This window comes from Streptomyces sp. NPDC127595 (assembly GCF_042671685.1).
Lineage (GTDB): Bacteria > Actinomycetota > Actinomycetes > Streptomycetales > Streptomycetaceae > Streptomyces.
On the sequence record NZ_JBHXWK010000017.1, the window covers coordinates 74,666 to 90,255 of the forward strand.

The window sequence follows — 15,590 nt, forward strand, 5'->3', positions numbered from 1 at the left end:
ACCATGCGTCACCGGATTCTGGTCGTCGAGGACGATCACGCCCTGCGTGACGTGCTGCGGCGCGGGCTGCGCGACGAGGGCTTCGACACCGTGCCCGCGTCGGACGGCGCGACCGCGCTGCGGCTTGCTGGGGACGACGTCGACGCGGCCGTGCTCGACGTCGGCCTGCCGGACGCGGACGGGCGGGACGTGTGCCAGGCCATCAGGGCCAACGGATTCCTCTCCCCCGTCATCTTCCTGACGGCCCATCACCACCTCACTGACCGGCTGGCCGGATTCTCGGCCGGGGGTGACGACTATCTGCCCAAGCCGTTCCATCTGACCGAACTGGCCGCCCGGCTGCGGGCGGCACTCAAGCGAGCGGGTCCCCTCCCGGCGGCGACGGCCGGAGACCTGGTCCTGGACCCGGTCCGGCACGGCCTCACCGTCCGAGGCTCCCAAGTCGCCCTCACTCCCACGGAGTTCAGACTGCTGGCGGTACTCATGGCGGCGTCGGGAGGCATCGTGCGCAGGCGCGAGCTGCTCCGGGCGGGCTGGCCCGAGGGCGCCCAGGTCAGTGAGAACACGCTCGACCAGTATCTGACCCGGCTGCGGCGCAAGCTCCGTGACGGCGGCAGCGAGGTGACCGTCACCACGGCGCGCGGCATCGGACACCGCCTCTCATGAAGGCGTTCGCCTCGCGCCGGCCATCGCCTGTCATGAAGGCGCTCGCCTCCCGCCTGCCGGCGCCTATCAGGAAGTCGCTCAACTCGCTTCGACCACGGCCGCGCAGGAAATCGCTCAGCTCCCGCCGACCACCGCCGCTCAGGAAGTCCCTCGCCTCGCGTCGACCACCGCCGCTCAGGAAGACGACCGCCTCCCGTCGCCCACCCCCTGCCCTCACGGCGTTCGCCTCCCGCTGGTGGCCGCGCACCCTGCGCGGCCGGCTCTCCCTGGTCGCCCTCACCACCGCCACGCTGCTGATGGTGATCCTCACCGTCGCGTTCAACGCCGTCGTACGGCAGCACCTCCAGCACCAGGCGGACGACGTGCTGCGCACGCGGGCCGCCGCCGTCGCCGCGACGGTCGACACCCGCGGCTCCCAGGTGCGCGTCCTGGAGACGCCCGGAGAGGAGCTCCTCGATACGAACGTATGGATCTACGCGGGCGACCGGCTCCTGGAAAGGCCTCCGTCCACCACCGCCACCAGCGCGCTGACTACGGCCGCCACGCGGCTTGCCGCGCCCGGGGGCCCGCAGTGCGTCACCGCCGGCGCCCAGGGCACCGTCCGGCTGTGCACGCGAGCGGTGCCGGGCGGCACCGGCGCCGCGACGGTCGTCACGGCGCTGGACCTCTCCCCGTACCGCAGTTCGGCCGACACCCTGCTCCTGGCGTCGCTCGCACTGGACGCCGCCATGCTGGCGTGCACCTATGGGCTGACGCGGCTGGCGGTGGGGCGCGCGCTGCGTCCCGTGCGCACGATGACCGACGACGCCACCCGGTGGAGCGCCATCGCTTCCGAGGAACGCTTCGGGGCCGAGGCCCGCCCCACCGAACTCGCCCGGCTGGGCGGGTCGTTGGACGCCCTCCTGGACCGTATCCGCGCGCTGCTCAGGCATGAGCAGCAGCTCACCCGGGAGTTGTCGCACGAGCTGCGCAACCCGCTCGCCCGGATCATCGCCGAGCTGGACTGGTGGCAGGCTCGGCCCCGCTCAGCCGCGGACACCACGGCCACCCACGCGGCCATCGCCGACGCCGCCCGGTCCATGCGCACGATCTGCGACACCCTCCTCGACGACGCCCGCCACAGTGCGCCGACCGCACCCGGCACCGCGGACGTCCTGCCTGTGCTGCGACGCCTCACGGACCGCCTCGGTCCAACAGAGGACGTCATCGTCACCGTCCCGGACGCCGGGCTGTCGGCCGGGGTGCCGGACGCCCTCCTGGAACGGATCGTCAGCCCCCTGCTCGACAACGCCCTGCGGTACGCGCGCACCCGTGTCGAGATCCGCGCCGTCGCGCACACCCACGGCATACGCGTCGAGGTCACCGACGACGGTCCCGGCGTACCGCCGTCGTTCGCGGCGCGGCTCTTCCAGCCCGGCCGACGGGCCGATCCCGGCGACGGACACGGCGGAGCGGGCCTCGGCCTGTCGCTTACGCGACGCCTGGCCCGCTCCGTCGGCGGCGAGGTGCACCACGACGAACGGCACACCCCTGGCGCGAAGTTCGTGGTCAGCCTCCCTGCGGGGTGAGCCGGTCGGGCCCGGCGACGTCCTTCCGCGTCACCGACAGGAACACCACCAGGCCGAGGATGACCGCCAGGAAGAGAACGCTCGTGATCACGGTGCCGAGGCCCAGGCCGCCGTCCGCGGTCGGCTGCGACAGGTAGTCGCCCATCGATGCTCCGAGCGGCCGGGTGAGGACGTACGCGATCCAGAAGCTCCACACCGCGTTCAGGCCGAACGCGAAGTGGACGAGCGCGACCGCGGCGATCGCCAGGCCGAACAGGACGGCGGACACCCAGTAGCCGAGGGCCATCCGCTCGGCGACCAGGTCACCGGCGGCGGTGCCCAGCGCGAAGGTGAACAGCACCGCCAGCCAGTAGAACGACTCGCGGCGCGGGGTGTCGATGCTGTGGATCGACAGGGTCCGCTCGCTGCGGTACCAGGCGACGAAGACGACGGCGAGGGCCACGGCGAAGACGGTCGTGCTGGTCGTCAGCGGCACGCCCAGGTTGTCGGTGAGGTTGTCGCTGATCAGCGTGCCGACGACGCTGATCAGGGCCACGGCCGACCAGTAGACGCCGGGCCGGTAGGCCTTGGTGCGGAACTGGACGACGAGAACCACCGCGAGCAGCGCGCTCATCAGCAGCGATACGCCGGTCAGGCCGAGTCCCAGTTTCTCGTTCAGGAGGTCCGCCGCGGTCTCGCCGACCGTGGTGCACAGCACCTTGATGATCCAGAAGTACGCGGTGACTTCGGGAACCTTGTTCCAGCGGAGGCGGTGTCCGGGGGCGCCGGTACCGGCGCCGCCGTAGGCCGCGGACGTCTCGGAAGCCGATGTCTCAGAGGTCTCGGATGTCATGAGGCCGACCGTGCCAGCCGGAGCATGAACGCATCCTGACTACCGTGCGGCCTCACCCGAAACAGCCCCCTCGTCCTGGCGGACCGGGACGAGCAGCGTGAACGTCGTGGGGTCGCCGCTCGCCAGAAACAGCCTGCCGCCCAGGGAGACGGCCAGGTCACGGGCGAGGGCGAGGCCGATGCCCGTACCGCCGGCGCCGCCGCCGGTGTGCCCGCGGGCGAAGACGCGGCCGGGTTCGGAGCGCAGGCGGCCCTCGTCGGTGACGTCGAAGGCGAGGGCGTCGTCGAGGTCCCGGACGGTGACGCGGACGCCGCCGTGTCCGTGCGTACGGGCGTTGTCGAGCAGGACGCCGAGGATCTCGGCGACGGGTCCGCCCGGGACGCGTACGTCGGCCGGTGCGTCCTGGGAACCGCAGTCTAGACGCCGGCCGTCCTGGGCGAAGAGCCCGTGCCACCGTTCGTCGGTCTCGTCGAGCAGCTGTGCCACCGGCCGGTCCGGTACGGCCCGGTGCGGCAGGCCGGGTGAGCCGGCCAGCCGCAGCACCTCCTCCACCGTGTGGTGCAGGCGTCGAGTGGTGGCGAGGGCCTCCTCCAGCACGGGACGCAGCCGGGGGTCGTCCTGCGCGAGCCCCGCCTCCAGGGTGAGCTGGAGGCCGGTCAGCGGGGTGCGCAGCTGGTGGGAGGCATTCGCGGTGAAGTCCCGTTCGTGCCGCAGGAGTTCGGAGAGGCTGTGCAGCATGTCGTTGTGCGTGCGTGCGACCTGGTCGATCTCGGCGATGGTGCTGGGCCCGGCCCTGGCGGTCAGGTCGCCGTCGGTGACGGCCCGGGAGTGCCGGGAGAGCTCCTCCAGCGGGGCCGCGAGCGCACGTGCCTGACGCCGGGCGACGAGCACGGCGACCGTGAGGGCGAGCACGGCCGCACCGAGGAGGGCGGCCCAGCCGAGCAGCACACGGTCACGGACCGCCGACACGGCCGATGAGGCCCTTACGACGCCGATGACCTGTTCGTTGTGCGAGACGGGTACGGCGACGACGAGCTCGCCGGCCGTCTGGTCACGGGCGATGACGGCGCCGAGCGCCTGGCTGACCGCCGCGTCGCCGGTACGGGGGCCGCTGCCGGCGCGCAGGCTCAGCTTCGGGTCGTACAGGCCGAGGCGCTCGCCCGCCCCCGGCGCCGGCAGCTCCACCGGGTCGCCGGTCGCGTAGTCCGGGTTCACGCGTACGGCAGCGGCGAGCGCCGCCCGTTCGAGGGTGTCCCGCTGGTCGGCGTACAGGGTGGACCTGACGGCGAGTGCCAGGGGGATCGCGAGGAGGACCAGCGCGACCAGCACCGCGGTGACCGCAACCCGCACGACGCGCTGTCTCATGCCCCTCATCATGCGGGCCGCCCACCCGGCCGGGCGAAGCCCGCCACGCGCTTTTGCCGTCGTCTAACCCTCGCCGTGCGGGGCGTTAACCCGTCGCTTCCTAGCGTCGGTGCCATGACCGCATCCGGTCGGTCGGCAGGTCTCTCAGGAGGGCAGTGGCCATGGCCATGGCACGCGTACGGACCATCGGTGTCGTCGGACTCGTACTCGCGGCGGCGGTGACCGCGGGATGTTCCTCATCCGGCGCCGCTTCCTCGGGTGGGCCCAGCAGCACCGCCGCAGCACCCACCGAGTCCAATCCGCCCGGTGACATCCCCGACAACCAGGCGTACGTCGCCTACCGGCCGTCCGGTGGAGGGTTCACGGTGAAGGTCCCGGAGGGCTGGGCCCGCAGCACGCAGGGCGGCACCACTGTCTTCACCGACAAGCTGAACCGCGTCGAGGTCTCCCCCGTGTCCGCGTCCTCGGCACCCACCACCGCGTCCGTCACCGGCACGGTCGTTCCCCAACTCACCAGCCAGGTACCGAAGTTCAGCGGAGCCGCGGTGTCGCAGGTGACCCGGAACGGCGGGAGTGCCGTCCTGCTGAAGTACCAGGGGGACTCGGCCCCGGACCCGGTGACCGGCAAGGTCGTGCGCGACGCGTTCGAGCGCTACGCGTTCTACCGGCAGGGGCACGAGGTGGACGTCACGCTGTCCGGGCCCGTGAACGCCGACAACGTGGACCCCTGGCGCATCGTCAGCGACTCCTTCACATGGAAGTGAGGGTGAACGCCATGTCGGACGTCGTGCGGGAAACCGCCCTGAGGTCCGAAGCGGGGCTCAGCGCACGGGAGTTGTACCGCTTCTTCCAGGCCGGCGAGGAGGAGACACTTGCCCTGCGCGGGGTGTCCCTGCGGGTGCGGCCCGGTGAGACCGTCGCCGTCGTGGGGCCGTCGGGGGCGGGCAAGTCCACGCTCCTGTCGTGCCTCGCCGGCCTCGACGAGCCCTCGGGCGGAGAGGTGCGCGTCGGGGACGTACGGGTCAGCCACCGGCCGGAGACCGAGCGCGCCCGGCTGCGGGCCCGCCACATCGGCGTACTCCTCCAGACCCGCAATCTCGTCGCGCATCTCAACGTGCGCGACAACGTGCGGCTCGCACACAGTGCCGCACCGGGCCGACCCGCTGTGCCGGCAGGGGACCTGCTGGAGCAGGTGGGGCTCGCCGGGCGGGCGCACGCGCTGCCCCGCCAACTGTCCGGTGGGGAACTGGCTCGGGCGGGCCTGGCCGTAGCCCTCGCCAACTCCCCCGGGGTCCTGCTCGCGGACGAACCCACCGGCGAACTCGACGGCGACACCGAGCGCCTGATCCTGCGGATGCTGCGCGACCGTGCCGCCCTGGGCTGCGCGGTGCTGATCGTGACGCACAGCGCGGAGGCCGTACGGATCGCCGACCGGGTGATCGCCCTGGACGACGGGAGGGCACACGATGTCTCCGCATGAGACGGCAGCTGCGCATGAGACCGCGCTCACCGCCGACGACGTACTCGTCGCCTGCGACGACGCCGCCCTGACCTTCGGTCGCGGCGCGAACGCCGTGGTCGCCGTGCACGGCGCGACCCTGCGGGTGCGCGCCGGTGACCGGCTCGCCGTCGTCGGCCCCTCGGGTTCGGGCAAGTCCTCGCTGCTGCATCTGCTGGCCGGCCTCGAACGCCCCACGAGCGGCACCGTCACCTGGCCCGACCTGCATGCCGGTGTCGGCGACATCGGGCTCGTCTTCCAGGGCGACAGCCTGATCCCCGCCCTGGACATCGTCGAGAACACCGCGCTGCCGCTGGTGCTCGCCGGAATGCCGGACGACCGCGCCCGTCAGGAGGCCATCGCGGCCCTCGCCCTGGTGAACGCCTCCGAGCTGGCCGAGCGGTTGCCCGAGGAGATCTCCGGCGGTCAGGCGCAACGCGTCGCCGCCGCCCGCGTGCTGGCCCGGGCCCCCCGCCTGATCCTGGCCGACGAACCCACCGGCCGGCTCGACCACACCACCGGAGGGCACGTCCTGGACGCACTCCTGACGGCCGCCGGACGGACGGGCGCGGCCCTCGTCATCACCACGCACGACCCGGCCGTCGCCGCCCGCCTCACCACCCGACTGACCATGCGGGACGGCCGGTTGATCCTCCAACAGCCAACCGAGGAGACGACATGAAAGCCGCACGAACCCACGCCGACCACCCCACCACCCAACCGACCATGCGCAAGAGCCGGTTGACCACCCGCCGGCCCGACCGAAAAGACGGCCCGAAAACCCCACGAACCCACGCCGACCGCCCCACCACCCAACCCACCATGCGCGATAGCCGGTTGACCGCCGGACGGAAAGCCGAGGAGGCGTCATGATCACCGCGTGGGCCGGCGGGCTCGCCCGCCACCGCTCCGGGCGGCTGCTGGCCGCCCTGGCCGGGATCGCCCTGGCCGTCGCCCTCGTCGCCTCGCTCGGTTCGTTCCTCACCGCGTCGAAGGCGACCATGACACAGCGCGCCGTCCGCTCGGTCGCCGTCGACTGGCAGGTCGAGGTGCAGCCGGGCGCCAACGCGGGGACGACCCTGTCCCTGGTTAAGCGGACGCCCGGCGTACAGGCCGCCGTCCCGGTCGGCTTCGCCCACAGCAGCGCGTTCACGGCGAAGGCGCAGGGCACGACACAGACGACCGGGCCCGGCATGGTGCTCGGTCTCCCGGCCGGCTACCAGAAGCTCTTCCCGGGCGAGATCCGTCCGCTGACCGGCTCCTCCAGCGGCGTACTGCTCGCCCAGCAGACCGCCTCCAACCTGCACGCGGCCCCCGGGGACACCATCGGCATCCGGCTCCCGGGCTCCGGCGTACACCAGGTCCGGGTGGCCGGAGTCGTCGAACTCCCGCAGGCCGACTCGCTGTTCCAGAAGGTCGGCGCGCCCACCCAGTCCCAGCCGGCCGCGCCGCCCGACAACGTCGTCCTCCTCCCGTCCGCAGACTTCGCCTCCCTGACGGCCAACACCCCGGTCACCACGCAGATCCACACCGCCGGCGACGCCAGGCTGCCCGCCGACCCCGCCTCCGCCTTCAACTCCGTGACGCGCGCCGCCCACAACCTGGAGGCCCGCTCCTCGGGCGGCGCGATCGTCGGGAACAACCTCGGCGCCGCCCTCGACGCCGCCCGACAGGACGCCGCCTACGCCCAGATCCTCTTCCTCTTCCTCGGTGTCCCGGGCGCGATCCTTGCCGCCGCGCTGACCGCCGCGGTCGCCGCCGGTGGTGGTGAACGGCGCCGCCAGGAACAGTCCCTGCTGCGGCTGCGCGGCCTGCGGCCGAGGCGGATCGCCTCGCTGTCGGGCCTGGAGGCCGGACTTGTGGGGGTCACCGGCGGCCTCGCCGGACTCGGCACAGCCGCGCTGACAGGTCGGGTCGCCTTCGGCTCGGCGTCGTTCGGGACGAGCGCCGGGGCGTGGGTCTTCTGGTACGCCCTCGCCTTCCTGCTCGGCGCCGCCGTGGCCGCGGGTGCCGTCCTGGTCCCCGCGCTGCGCGACCTGCGCGGGGTGACGGTCGCCGACACCCGCAGGCCGGGGCGGCGTACGGGCTCGGTGTGGTGGATGCGGTACGGGCTCGACCTCGCCCTGCTGATCGCCTCCTGGCTGGTGTTCCGGGCCTCGTCCGGCAACCAGTACGCCCTTGTCCTCGCCCCCGAAGGGGTGCCGAGCATCTCGGTGTCGTACTGGGCGTTCCTCGGGCCCGCGCTGCTGTGGGTCGGCTCCGCCCTGCTGCTGTGGCGGCTCACACTCCTCGGCCTCACCCACGGCCGCCGGGTGCTGACCCGGCTGTCGCGTCCGCTGACGTCGACTCTCGCGGGAACGACGGCCGCGGTGCTCTCCCGGCGCCGGCGTCCGCTGGCCCGTTCGGTGGTCCTGCTGGCACTCGCCGTGTCGTTCGCGGTGTCGACGGCGACCTTCAACGCGACGTACAAGCAGCAGGCCGAGGTCGACGCGCGTCTCACCAACGGCGCGGACGTCACGGTGACCGAGCCCCCCGGGGCGCAGACGCCGCCCAGCGCCGCGGCCTCCCTCAAGGTCTCCGGCGTACGCCATGTCGAGCCGCTGCAGCACCGGTTCGCCTACGTCGGCTCCGACCTTCAGGACCTGTACGGCGTGAACCCGGGCACCATCGCCTCGGCCACCTCGCTCCAGGACGCGTACTTCTCCGGCGGCACCGCCGCCTCGCTCATGGACAGGCTCGCGAAGCAGCCGGACGCGTTGCTGGTCAGCGCGGAGACCGTCACCGACTTCCAGCTCTCCCCCGGTGACACCGTCAGGCTGCGCATCCAGGACGCCCACACCAAGTCGCTGCGCACGGTGGCGTTCCACTACGCCGGGATCGCCAAGGAGTTCCCGACCGCGCCGAAGGACAGCTTCTTCGTCGCCAACGCCTCCTACGTGGCCAAGGCCACCGGCAGCGACGCGGTCGGCGCGTTCCTCGTGGACACCGGCGGCACCCACCAGAAGCAGGTCGCGGCGCAGCTCGGCAAGCAGCTTGGTACCGGTGCGACCGTCACCGACCTCACGCAGACCCGGGGCGCGGTCGGCACCAGTCTGACCTCCGTGGACCTGGCCGGACTCACCCGGATCGAGCTGGCCTTCGCGGTGCTGCTCGCGGCCGGGGCGGGCGGACTTGTCCTCGCGCTCGGCCTCGCGGAACGGCGGCGGACCTTCGCCATCGCCACCGTCCTCGGCGCCCGGGCCGGCCAACTGCGCGGCATGGTCCTCACGGAGGCGCTCCTGCTGGCGGGCGGAGGTCTGGCCGGTGGCGCGCTGATCGGCTGGGGCCTGTCGGAGATGCTGGTCAAGGCGCTGACGGGCGTGTTCGACCCGCCGCCGGCCTCGCTGTCCGTGCCCGGCACCTATCTGGTCCTCACCGGCTGCGCCGCCGCGGCGGCGCTCCTGGCGGCGGCCCTGAACGGGGTGCGCCGAGCCGCCCGACCCGCCGTGGAGGAACTCCGGGATCTGTGAACACCCCGTCCGGCTCTACGCTGCCCACCATGAGCACGCCCGCCGCACCCGACCGCAGCCGGTACAGTCGCGCCCGCGTTCTCGTCGTGGAGGACGACGACACCATCGGCCGCCATCTCGAAACCGGACTGCGCGGCAACGGCTACGGGCCCACGTGGAGCCGGACCGGCGCGGGCGCCCTCGCGGAGGCCGCGCGGTCCTCGTACGACGTCCTGCTCCTGGACCTCGGTCTGCCCGACATGGACGGACTCGACGTGGCCCGCACGCTGCGCGCCCGCTTCCCCGATCTGCTGATCCTCATCCTCACCGCCCGTACGGACGACATCGACGTCATCGCGGGGCTCGACGCGGGGGCCGACGACTACCTGGTCAAGCCGTTCAGCATGACCGTGCTGCTCGCCCGGCTGCGGGCCCATCTACGGAGGCGGGCCATCGCCTCGCCGCCCCAGGAGCCGATCCTGCTGGGCGATCTCGTCGTCGACATCACGGCGCGCCGCTGCACGCTCGACGGCCGTGAAGTCGGCCTGCGGCCCAAGGAGTTCGAGCTGCTCGCCGTGCTCGCCCGGCACGCGGGCGAGGCCGTGTCCCGCGAGACACTGATGGCGGACGTCTGGGACGAGAACTGGTTCGGTTCGACGAAGACGCTCGACGTCACCATGGCGGGGCTGCGCCGCCGGCTCACGGACGCCGTGCCGGAGCCGTACCGCGCTCCCCTGATCACGACACTTCGAGGACACGGCTACCGTCTCGAACTCGCTTAGCCCGAGCGGCGGTTCACACCACCCGGCGCCGTACCAGCATCCCCAGCGCGAGCAGCCCCGGCAGCAGTGGCAGCCACACGGTCAGCAGCCGGTAGCCGAGGACGACGGATGCCGCCGCGGCTGCCGGTGCTCCGACAAGGGTGAGGGCCAGGGCGAGGGCGGCGTCCAGGGAGCCGAGGCCGCCGGGGGTGGGAAGCAGGACGGCGGCGCTGCTCGCGGCGAGGTAGGCGAGGGCGACCTGGGCCGGGGGCAGCGGCAGATCGAGGGCCTGGGTCACCGCGATCACCACGGCCGCGTGCAGCGAGGCGAAGGCGAGCGAGCCGCCCCACAACGCGGCCGCCCGCGCGGGGAGTTCGTGCACGGAGCGCACGTCCTTCAGTACGGCCCGCAGGGCCCGCCGCAGCGGTCCCTTCAGGAGCAGCACGGCGAGGCCGGCCACGGCGACCGCCACCGTCACCGCGATCGCCGGGACGTGCGGAGGGTGCAGTACACCGGGACAGGCCAGCGCGAGTACGGCGATCAGGACGCCTCGTACGACGGTCCCCGCGGTCGCCTTCACCGCGAGCGCGGTCGCCGAACGGGCGACCGGCAGCCCGCACCGGGTCAGGAAGCGCAGGTTGACCGCGCCCGCCCCCAGACCCGCGGGCAGCAGATGGTTGGCGGCGGACGCGGCGAACTGCACCGCCACCAGCCTGCGGGCCGGCAACGGCCGTGCCACCGCGCCCTGTTGGGCGAGCGCCGAGCACGCCCAGGTCGCCACGGTGGCGGCGGTCGCCACCAGCAGCCAGCCTCGGTCCGCGACCGCCAGCCGGGCGGCTCCGGTCTCGATCACCGGCCAGTGACGCCGCGCGAGATACAGCGCGCACCCCATCACGAGGAGCGAGATCCCGGCCTGCCAGGAGACCCGCCTGCGGACGGCGGTCGAAGTCGGCGGGGCGGCCGGCGGAGCGGTCATGTCGCCGGGCCTCCCACTGCGCCGGGCGCGACGTGGAGGCGCAGGTCACCGATGGTGTACGACGGCCAGGTACGGGCGTACGCGGGCGGATGTCCGCCGAGGGTGGTGAGCACGGCGAGGGGCTCGCGCAGTGCGGCCCGAGCGATGTCCGCCGCGGTGGTGTTGGCGTTGGGTCCGCTCGTCGCGACGGAGGAGCAGCCGGCGTAGAAGGCGATCGGGACGGCCTGGTACCCGGTCAGGCGGCAGGGCGGCCGTACGCCGAGGCGGTGCAGTTCCGTCGCGGTGCGGGCCCAGGCCTGATGGGCGGCGGTGGTGCGGTGCACGGTCCTCTCGAGCACCACGTACTGCACCGCCAGATGCCCGGCCAGGCCGAGCGCCACCAGGACCACGGCGAGCGGCCGCCATGCCCTGCCCGGGGCGGCGACCAGGTGGACGAGCGCGTCGGCGACCGGGATGGCGAGGAGCGCGTAGACGGGCAGCAGGAAGCGCGGAGCGGCGTACCCGATCATGAACAGGTACGGGAAGGCGGCCGTCGCGGCGCAGGCCAGGAGCAGCAGCGTGCTCGCCGTGCGCCGGGCTCTGACCGCGAACACGAGGCCGAGGGCGGCGAGCAGCGGCAGGGCGAACCACCACATCGTCACGGCGGCGCCCGGCATCGGCGCGGTGCACGGGCGGCACAGGGTGCGCCCGCTCAGGCTGCGCAGCTGGTCACCGACGGCGAAATTCCAGCCCAGGCCGCCCTGGATCCGCGATCCGTCGGAAAGCCGCTGCACCAGGCCGCCGTAGCTGACGTACGCCTCGACGACCCACTCGGCCGCCCCGGCCACCAGGCCCGCGGCGAGTGCGACGAGCAGCCGCGGCCGGCGCCAACGGCGGACACCCACGGCGAGGACGAGCAGCGGCATGGTCACCCAGACCGCGTCGGTGGGCCGCATCCACGCCATCAGTGCCGCGCTCAGGCCCACTCCCCACAGCGCCGCCCGGTCGGAGGGGTCGGCGTGGGCGCGCAGGAAGCAGCCGGCACAGGCGAGGGCGCCGATCGCGACCCAGTAGTTGGGCATGGCCTGCGGGCCGTAGAACACCGTCACCCAGAGCGTGGCGAACAGCGCGCCCGCAAGGGCCAGTACGGGCGTCGGGAACAGCTTCCGCCAGATGCGCAGCGCCAGGTACAGGCCGAGTCCGGAGAGCAGCGCCAGCCAGACGCGCAGGAGTTCCGTGGATGACGACCAGGAGGTGATCAGTGCCACGAGCAGGGAGACGCCACGGGCCCGCGGCGCGCTGAAGAACGCGGCGGGCGCGTGCGCGCTCACCTGGCTGACGTACACCGTCTCGTCCCAGCCGAGGCCCATACCGGGGCGCACGAGGAGCAGTTGGGTCACGGTGAAGGCAGCCGCCACCAGTGCGAGCCACAGCTCGGAGGAGCGTCGGGACATGCGGGCACCCGCGGGCGGGCCGTGGCGCGCGGCGCCGACGAGCGCCGCGTTCAACGTCTTGGCCATCGTCCACCCTTCACCCCTACAGACCGTAGGGTTTCTTCACCCTACAACGCGTAGGGTGAAGGCGGAAACCGGGGCAACTCGACGAAAGCCCGGAAATCTGCAACAGGCCGCAATCGGAGGAAACACGGATAAATTACCTCGCGCCGCCTGGGAGTGCAGGGCGGGTGGTACATCCGGACGTGCCGCGGGACGCCGCCCGAACTCTCCCCTCCCCTACACGCTGTAAGGTGGCCGCCATGGCTGGCACAGGCCCCCACGGCAGGGCGGAACGGCGCGGCGCCGGCGAGCTGGAGAGCGAAGTCCTCGCCGCCCTCTGGGCCACCGACGACGCTTTGACGCCCGCCGAGATCCAGGCCGAGATCGGCGGCGCCCTCGCCTACAACACCGTGCACACCATCCTCAAGCGCCTGTACGACAAGGGCCTGGTCCTGCGTGACGTGGACGGGCGGCGGGGCGCTTACCGGCCGGCCAAGGACGCCGCCGAGCTGACCGCCGAGGCCATGCACGAGGCGCTCGACCGCGGGCCCGATTCCGTCGCCGTGCTCCAGCAGTTCGTGACCGGGCTGAGCCCCAGGGAGGAAGCGGCCCTGCGCGAGCTCCTCGGGGGGAGCGGGGCGTGAGGGTCGACGTCAGGTACGTCGGCGCTGCCCGGGTGGTAGTCGGACCCAGCCCGAGGGGTGGTCGGGCGTATCAGTCTGCGGTCTGGTGCGCGGGGTGGCGCAGGTCGGCGGATTGCCCGGCCGGTCCGGGCGACTCAGCCGTCCCCGGGCGGTGCGACTCAGCCGTCCCGGGGCGGCGAAGCTCGTCCGTGTCGGGACGGTGCAACTCGTCCGTGTCGGGACGATGCAGCTCGACCGCATCGGGACGGTGCAGCTCGACCGCCTCAGGACGGCGCAGCTCGACCGCGTCGGGGAGGCGCAGCCCCGCCGTCCACTTCTCCTCGATCCGCCCCACCTTCCACACCACCAGGGCGATGACCCAGGTGGCGACGAACAGGCCGACGATGACGAAGCCGATGACGTTCAGGTCGAGGCCGCCGACCCAGTCCCAGAAGGTCCCGTGCAGGTGAAGTTGCTCCGCGAGCAGGCCGAGGAGTTCGACGGTGCCGATGATTAGGGCGACGGCGACGGACAGTCCGGTGATGGTGAGGTTGTAGTAGACCTTGCGCACCGGCTTGGAGAAGGCCCACCCGTACGCGAAGTTCATGAACGAACCGTCGATCGTGTCCAGCAGGGACATGCCCGCCGCGAACAGGACGGGCAGGCACAGGATCGCGTACCAGGGCAGTCCGGACGCGGCGCCCGATCCCGCGAGGACCAGCAGGGCCACCTCGGTGGCCGTGTCGAAGCCGAGACCGAAGAGCAGGCCCACCGGGTACATCTGCCAGGGCTTGGTGACCGACTTCATGACACGGCCGAGCAGGCGGTTCATGAACCCGCGGTTGTTGAGCTGCTCCTCCAGGGCCGCCTCGTCGAAGTGGCCGGAGCGCATCTGCCGGAAGACCTTCCAGATTCCGGCGAGGATGACGAGGTTGATGGCGGCGATGACGTACAGGAAGGTCCCGGAGACCGTCGTGCCGATCAGCCCGGTGATGTCGTGCAGGCTCGAATTGTCGTCGCGCACCGGTCCGGCAAGCGTCCGCACACCCAGGGAGAGCAGGAAGGCCAGCCCGAAGACGATGCTGGAGTGGCCGAGCGAGAACCAGAAACCGACCGACAGCGGCCGCTGCCCCTCGCCCATCAGTTTGCGGGTGGTGTTGTCGATGGCCGCGATGTGATCGGCGTCGAAGGCATGCCGCATGCCCAGCGTGTACGCGGTCACGCCGATCCCGACGCCGAAGGACTTCGCGCCGATGCTGTAGTGCTCAGGCGCGACGACGGCGACCAGCGTGAACCAGCCGGTCACGTGCAGCCCGAGAATGAACGCCCCCATCCCGCCGAGCCGGCCCCACTCCTGCCGCGTGAGGGACGTACGACGCATGGTGGGGACCTTCTTCTTCCGGGGCGGGCCGTGCGTCCTCCACCCTCATGCTCAGCTTTCCCACCTGCAATCTAGTCGCAGTAAAGCTTGGGCCAGCACTTGTCCAGCCGACTCCCGGCGGTCTCTCGGGCGGACCTCTCGGGCGGGCTACGCGAGCGGCTGAGCAGCGGGTTTCTCCCAGATCGAGACATGCCGGCCGCTCTCGCTGGTGAACGGCTCCCGCGTCCATCCCTCCCACCGCTCGGAAAGCCGCAGCCCGGCGAGCTGAGCCATCAGGTCGAGTTCCGCCGGCCACACGTAGCGGAAGGGAATCGAGTGGTACCTGCCTCGCCCGTCGACGACCTCGACGTAGTTCGAGCTCATCTGCTGAGTGGCGACGTCGTAGGCGTCGAACGCCCATCGCGTCGGGCTGACGTGGAACGGCACGACGCTCTGCCCCGCCGGGAGCTTGCGCAGGTCGGGGGTCATGACCTCGATGACGAACCGGCCACCGGGTTCGAGGTGGGCCGCGACGTTGCGGAAGCAGTCCACCTGTGCCGCCTGGGTCGTCAGGTTCATGATCGTGTTGAAGACGAGATAGGCGACGGAGAACGTGCCGTCCGCCTTCGTCGTCGCGAAGTCGCCGATCGTCACGCCGATCGCGTCGCCGCCGGGTTTGGCGCGCAGCCGGGCGACCATCGCCCGCGACAGGTCGATGCCGTGGACCGGGACTCCCCTGCGGGCCAGTGGCAGCGCGATTCGCCCCGTCCCGATGCCCAGTTCCAGGGCCCGGCCGTCGCCGGCCAGCCCCGCCAGTACGTCGACCGCCGCCTCCACGACGCCCGCCTCGAACTCGGCCGCCTCCGACTCGTCGTAGGTCGCCGCGACACTCTCTCCGAAGTACCCGTCCGTATCGGTCACCGCAGGACGGTACTGCGGCAGGCGTCGCGGACGCCCGGCAATTTCCGCGGTCCGCCG

13 protein-coding genes and 1 pseudogene are annotated in these 15,590 nt (G+C 72.4%); 8 read left to right on the plus strand and 6 right to left on the minus strand.

Features of this window, described 5'->3' with window-relative positions; translation table 11 throughout:
- Positions 1-3: 3 nt before the first annotated feature.
- Together ACFVKT_RS37235 and ACFVKT_RS37240 are read left to right on the plus strand one after the other, a co-directional pair.
- On the plus strand, positions 4-666 hold the full coding sequence (locus tag ACFVKT_RS37235; RefSeq protein WP_385740371.1) for a response regulator transcription factor: 663 nt from the start codon (positions 4-6) through the stop codon (positions 664-666).
- Positions 663-2,234, plus strand: coding sequence for a sensor histidine kinase (locus tag ACFVKT_RS37240; RefSeq protein WP_385740374.1), 1,572 nt, complete (start codon positions 663-665; stop codon positions 2,232-2,234). The genes ACFVKT_RS37235 and ACFVKT_RS37240 overlap by 4 nt, the downstream gene beginning before the upstream one ends.
- Here the strand turns inward: ACFVKT_RS37240 and ACFVKT_RS37245 are convergent.
- Together ACFVKT_RS37245 and ACFVKT_RS37250 are read right to left on the minus strand one after the other, a co-directional pair.
- The gene (locus ACFVKT_RS37245; RefSeq protein ID WP_385740376.1) at positions 2,215-3,066 is read right to left on the minus strand and encodes a hypothetical protein; all 852 of its coding nucleotides are present in this window, start codon (positions 3,064-3,066) and stop codon (positions 2,215-2,217) included. The two genes, ACFVKT_RS37240 and ACFVKT_RS37245, sit on opposite strands and share 20 nt — an antisense overlap.
- A gap of 39 nt (positions 3,067-3,105) precedes the next feature.
- Positions 3,106-4,431, minus strand: a complete 1,326-nt coding sequence (locus ACFVKT_RS37250; protein ID WP_385740379.1) for a histidine kinase dimerization/phospho-acceptor domain-containing protein — start codon at positions 4,429-4,431, stop codon at positions 3,106-3,108.
- A gap of 161 nt (positions 4,432-4,592) precedes the next feature.
- On the opposite strand from ACFVKT_RS37250, the gene ACFVKT_RS37255 reads away from it, so the two are divergent.
- The 5 genes from ACFVKT_RS37255 (at position 4,593) to ACFVKT_RS37275 (ending at position 10,199) form a co-directional block, all read left to right on the plus strand.
- The gene (locus tag ACFVKT_RS37255; protein WP_385740381.1) at positions 4,593-5,195 is read left to right on the plus strand and encodes a hypothetical protein; all 603 of its coding nucleotides are present in this window, start codon (positions 4,593-4,595) and stop codon (positions 5,193-5,195) included.
- Between the two features lie 11 nt (positions 5,196-5,206).
- Positions 5,207-5,911, plus strand: a complete 705-nt coding sequence (locus ACFVKT_RS37260; RefSeq protein ID WP_385740384.1) for an ABC transporter ATP-binding protein — start codon at positions 5,207-5,209, stop codon at positions 5,909-5,911.
- Positions 5,898-6,611 (plus strand): ABC transporter ATP-binding protein, encoded by a 714-nt coding sequence (locus tag ACFVKT_RS37265; RefSeq protein ID WP_385740387.1) that lies wholly within the window; start codon positions 5,898-5,900, stop codon positions 6,609-6,611. The genes ACFVKT_RS37260 and ACFVKT_RS37265 overlap by 14 nt, the downstream gene beginning before the upstream one ends.
- A 187-nt stretch (positions 6,612-6,798) precedes the next feature.
- Positions 6,799-9,438, plus strand: coding sequence for an FtsX-like permease family protein (locus ACFVKT_RS37270; RefSeq protein WP_385740390.1), 2,640 nt, complete (start codon positions 6,799-6,801; stop codon positions 9,436-9,438).
- Between the two features lie 29 nt (positions 9,439-9,467).
- Complete coding sequence (locus ACFVKT_RS37275; protein ID WP_385740393.1) at positions 9,468-10,199, plus strand: response regulator transcription factor; 732 nt, start codon at positions 9,468-9,470, stop codon at positions 10,197-10,199.
- 13 nt (positions 10,200-10,212) lie between these two features.
- On the opposite strand, the gene ACFVKT_RS37280 is transcribed toward ACFVKT_RS37275, so the two are convergent.
- Positions 10,213-11,154, minus strand: a complete 942-nt coding sequence (locus tag ACFVKT_RS37280; RefSeq protein WP_385740396.1) for a lysylphosphatidylglycerol synthase domain-containing protein — start codon at positions 11,152-11,154, stop codon at positions 10,213-10,215.
- Positions 11,151-12,653, minus strand: coding sequence for a hypothetical protein (locus ACFVKT_RS37285; RefSeq protein WP_385740399.1), 1,503 nt, complete (start codon positions 12,651-12,653; stop codon positions 11,151-11,153). The genes ACFVKT_RS37280 and ACFVKT_RS37285 overlap by 4 nt, the downstream gene beginning before the upstream one ends.
- A 236-nt stretch (positions 12,654-12,889) precedes the next feature.
- Here ACFVKT_RS37285 and ACFVKT_RS37290 point away from each other — a divergent pair, with 236 nt between their 5' ends.
- Entirely contained in the window at positions 12,890-13,273 is a 384-nt protein-coding gene (locus tag ACFVKT_RS37290) for a BlaI/MecI/CopY family transcriptional regulator (RefSeq protein WP_385740402.1), read from the plus strand.
- 289 nt (positions 13,274-13,562) lie between these two features.
- On the opposite strand, the pseudogene ACFVKT_RS37295 reads toward ACFVKT_RS37290, so the two are convergent.
- Both ACFVKT_RS37295 and ACFVKT_RS37300 read right to left on the minus strand, forming a co-directional pair.
- Positions 13,563-14,633 (minus strand): annotated as a pseudogene (locus tag ACFVKT_RS37295) (HoxN/HupN/NixA family nickel/cobalt transporter); the annotation flags it as partial.
- Positions 14,634-14,780: 147 nt separating this feature from the next.
- On the minus strand, positions 14,781-15,533 hold the full coding sequence (locus ACFVKT_RS37300) for a class I SAM-dependent DNA methyltransferase (protein ID WP_385740405.1): 753 nt from the start codon (positions 15,531-15,533) through the stop codon (positions 14,781-14,783).
- Between the last annotated feature and the right edge of the window lie 57 nt (positions 15,534-15,590).

Excerpts from the sequence above, each read along its gene's own strand:
- ACFVKT_RS37235 (WP_385740371.1), top strand. The coding sequence starts at position 4 with ATGCGTCACCGGATTCTGGTCGTCGAGGACGATCACGCCCTGCGTGAC.
- ACFVKT_RS37240 (WP_385740374.1), top strand. The coding sequence starts at position 663 with ATGAAGGCGTTCGCCTCGCGCCGGCCATCGCCTGTCATGAAGGCGCTC.
- ACFVKT_RS37245 (WP_385740376.1), bottom strand. The coding sequence starts at position 3,066 with ATGACATCCGAGACCTCTGAGACATCGGCTTCCGAGACGTCCGCGGCC.
- ACFVKT_RS37250 (WP_385740379.1), bottom strand. The coding sequence starts at position 4,431 with ATGAGACAGCGCGTCGTGCGGGTTGCGGTCACCGCGGTGCTGGTCGCG.
- ACFVKT_RS37255 (WP_385740381.1), top strand. The coding sequence starts at position 4,593 with ATGGCCATGGCACGCGTACGGACCATCGGTGTCGTCGGACTCGTACTC.
- ACFVKT_RS37260 (WP_385740384.1), top strand. The coding sequence starts at position 5,207 with ATGTCGGACGTCGTGCGGGAAACCGCCCTGAGGTCCGAAGCGGGGCTC.
- ACFVKT_RS37265 (WP_385740387.1), top strand. The coding sequence starts at position 5,898 with ATGTCTCCGCATGAGACGGCAGCTGCGCATGAGACCGCGCTCACCGCC.
- ACFVKT_RS37270 (WP_385740390.1), top strand. The coding sequence starts at position 6,799 with ATGATCACCGCGTGGGCCGGCGGGCTCGCCCGCCACCGCTCCGGGCGG.
- ACFVKT_RS37275 (WP_385740393.1), top strand. The coding sequence starts at position 9,468 with ATGAGCACGCCCGCCGCACCCGACCGCAGCCGGTACAGTCGCGCCCGC.
- ACFVKT_RS37280 (WP_385740396.1), bottom strand. The coding sequence starts at position 11,154 with ATGACCGCTCCGCCGGCCGCCCCGCCGACTTCGACCGCCGTCCGCAGG.
- ACFVKT_RS37285 (WP_385740399.1), bottom strand. The coding sequence starts at position 12,653 with ATGGCCAAGACGTTGAACGCGGCGCTCGTCGGCGCCGCGCGCCACGGC.
- ACFVKT_RS37290 (WP_385740402.1), top strand. The coding sequence starts at position 12,890 with ATGGCTGGCACAGGCCCCCACGGCAGGGCGGAACGGCGCGGCGCCGGC.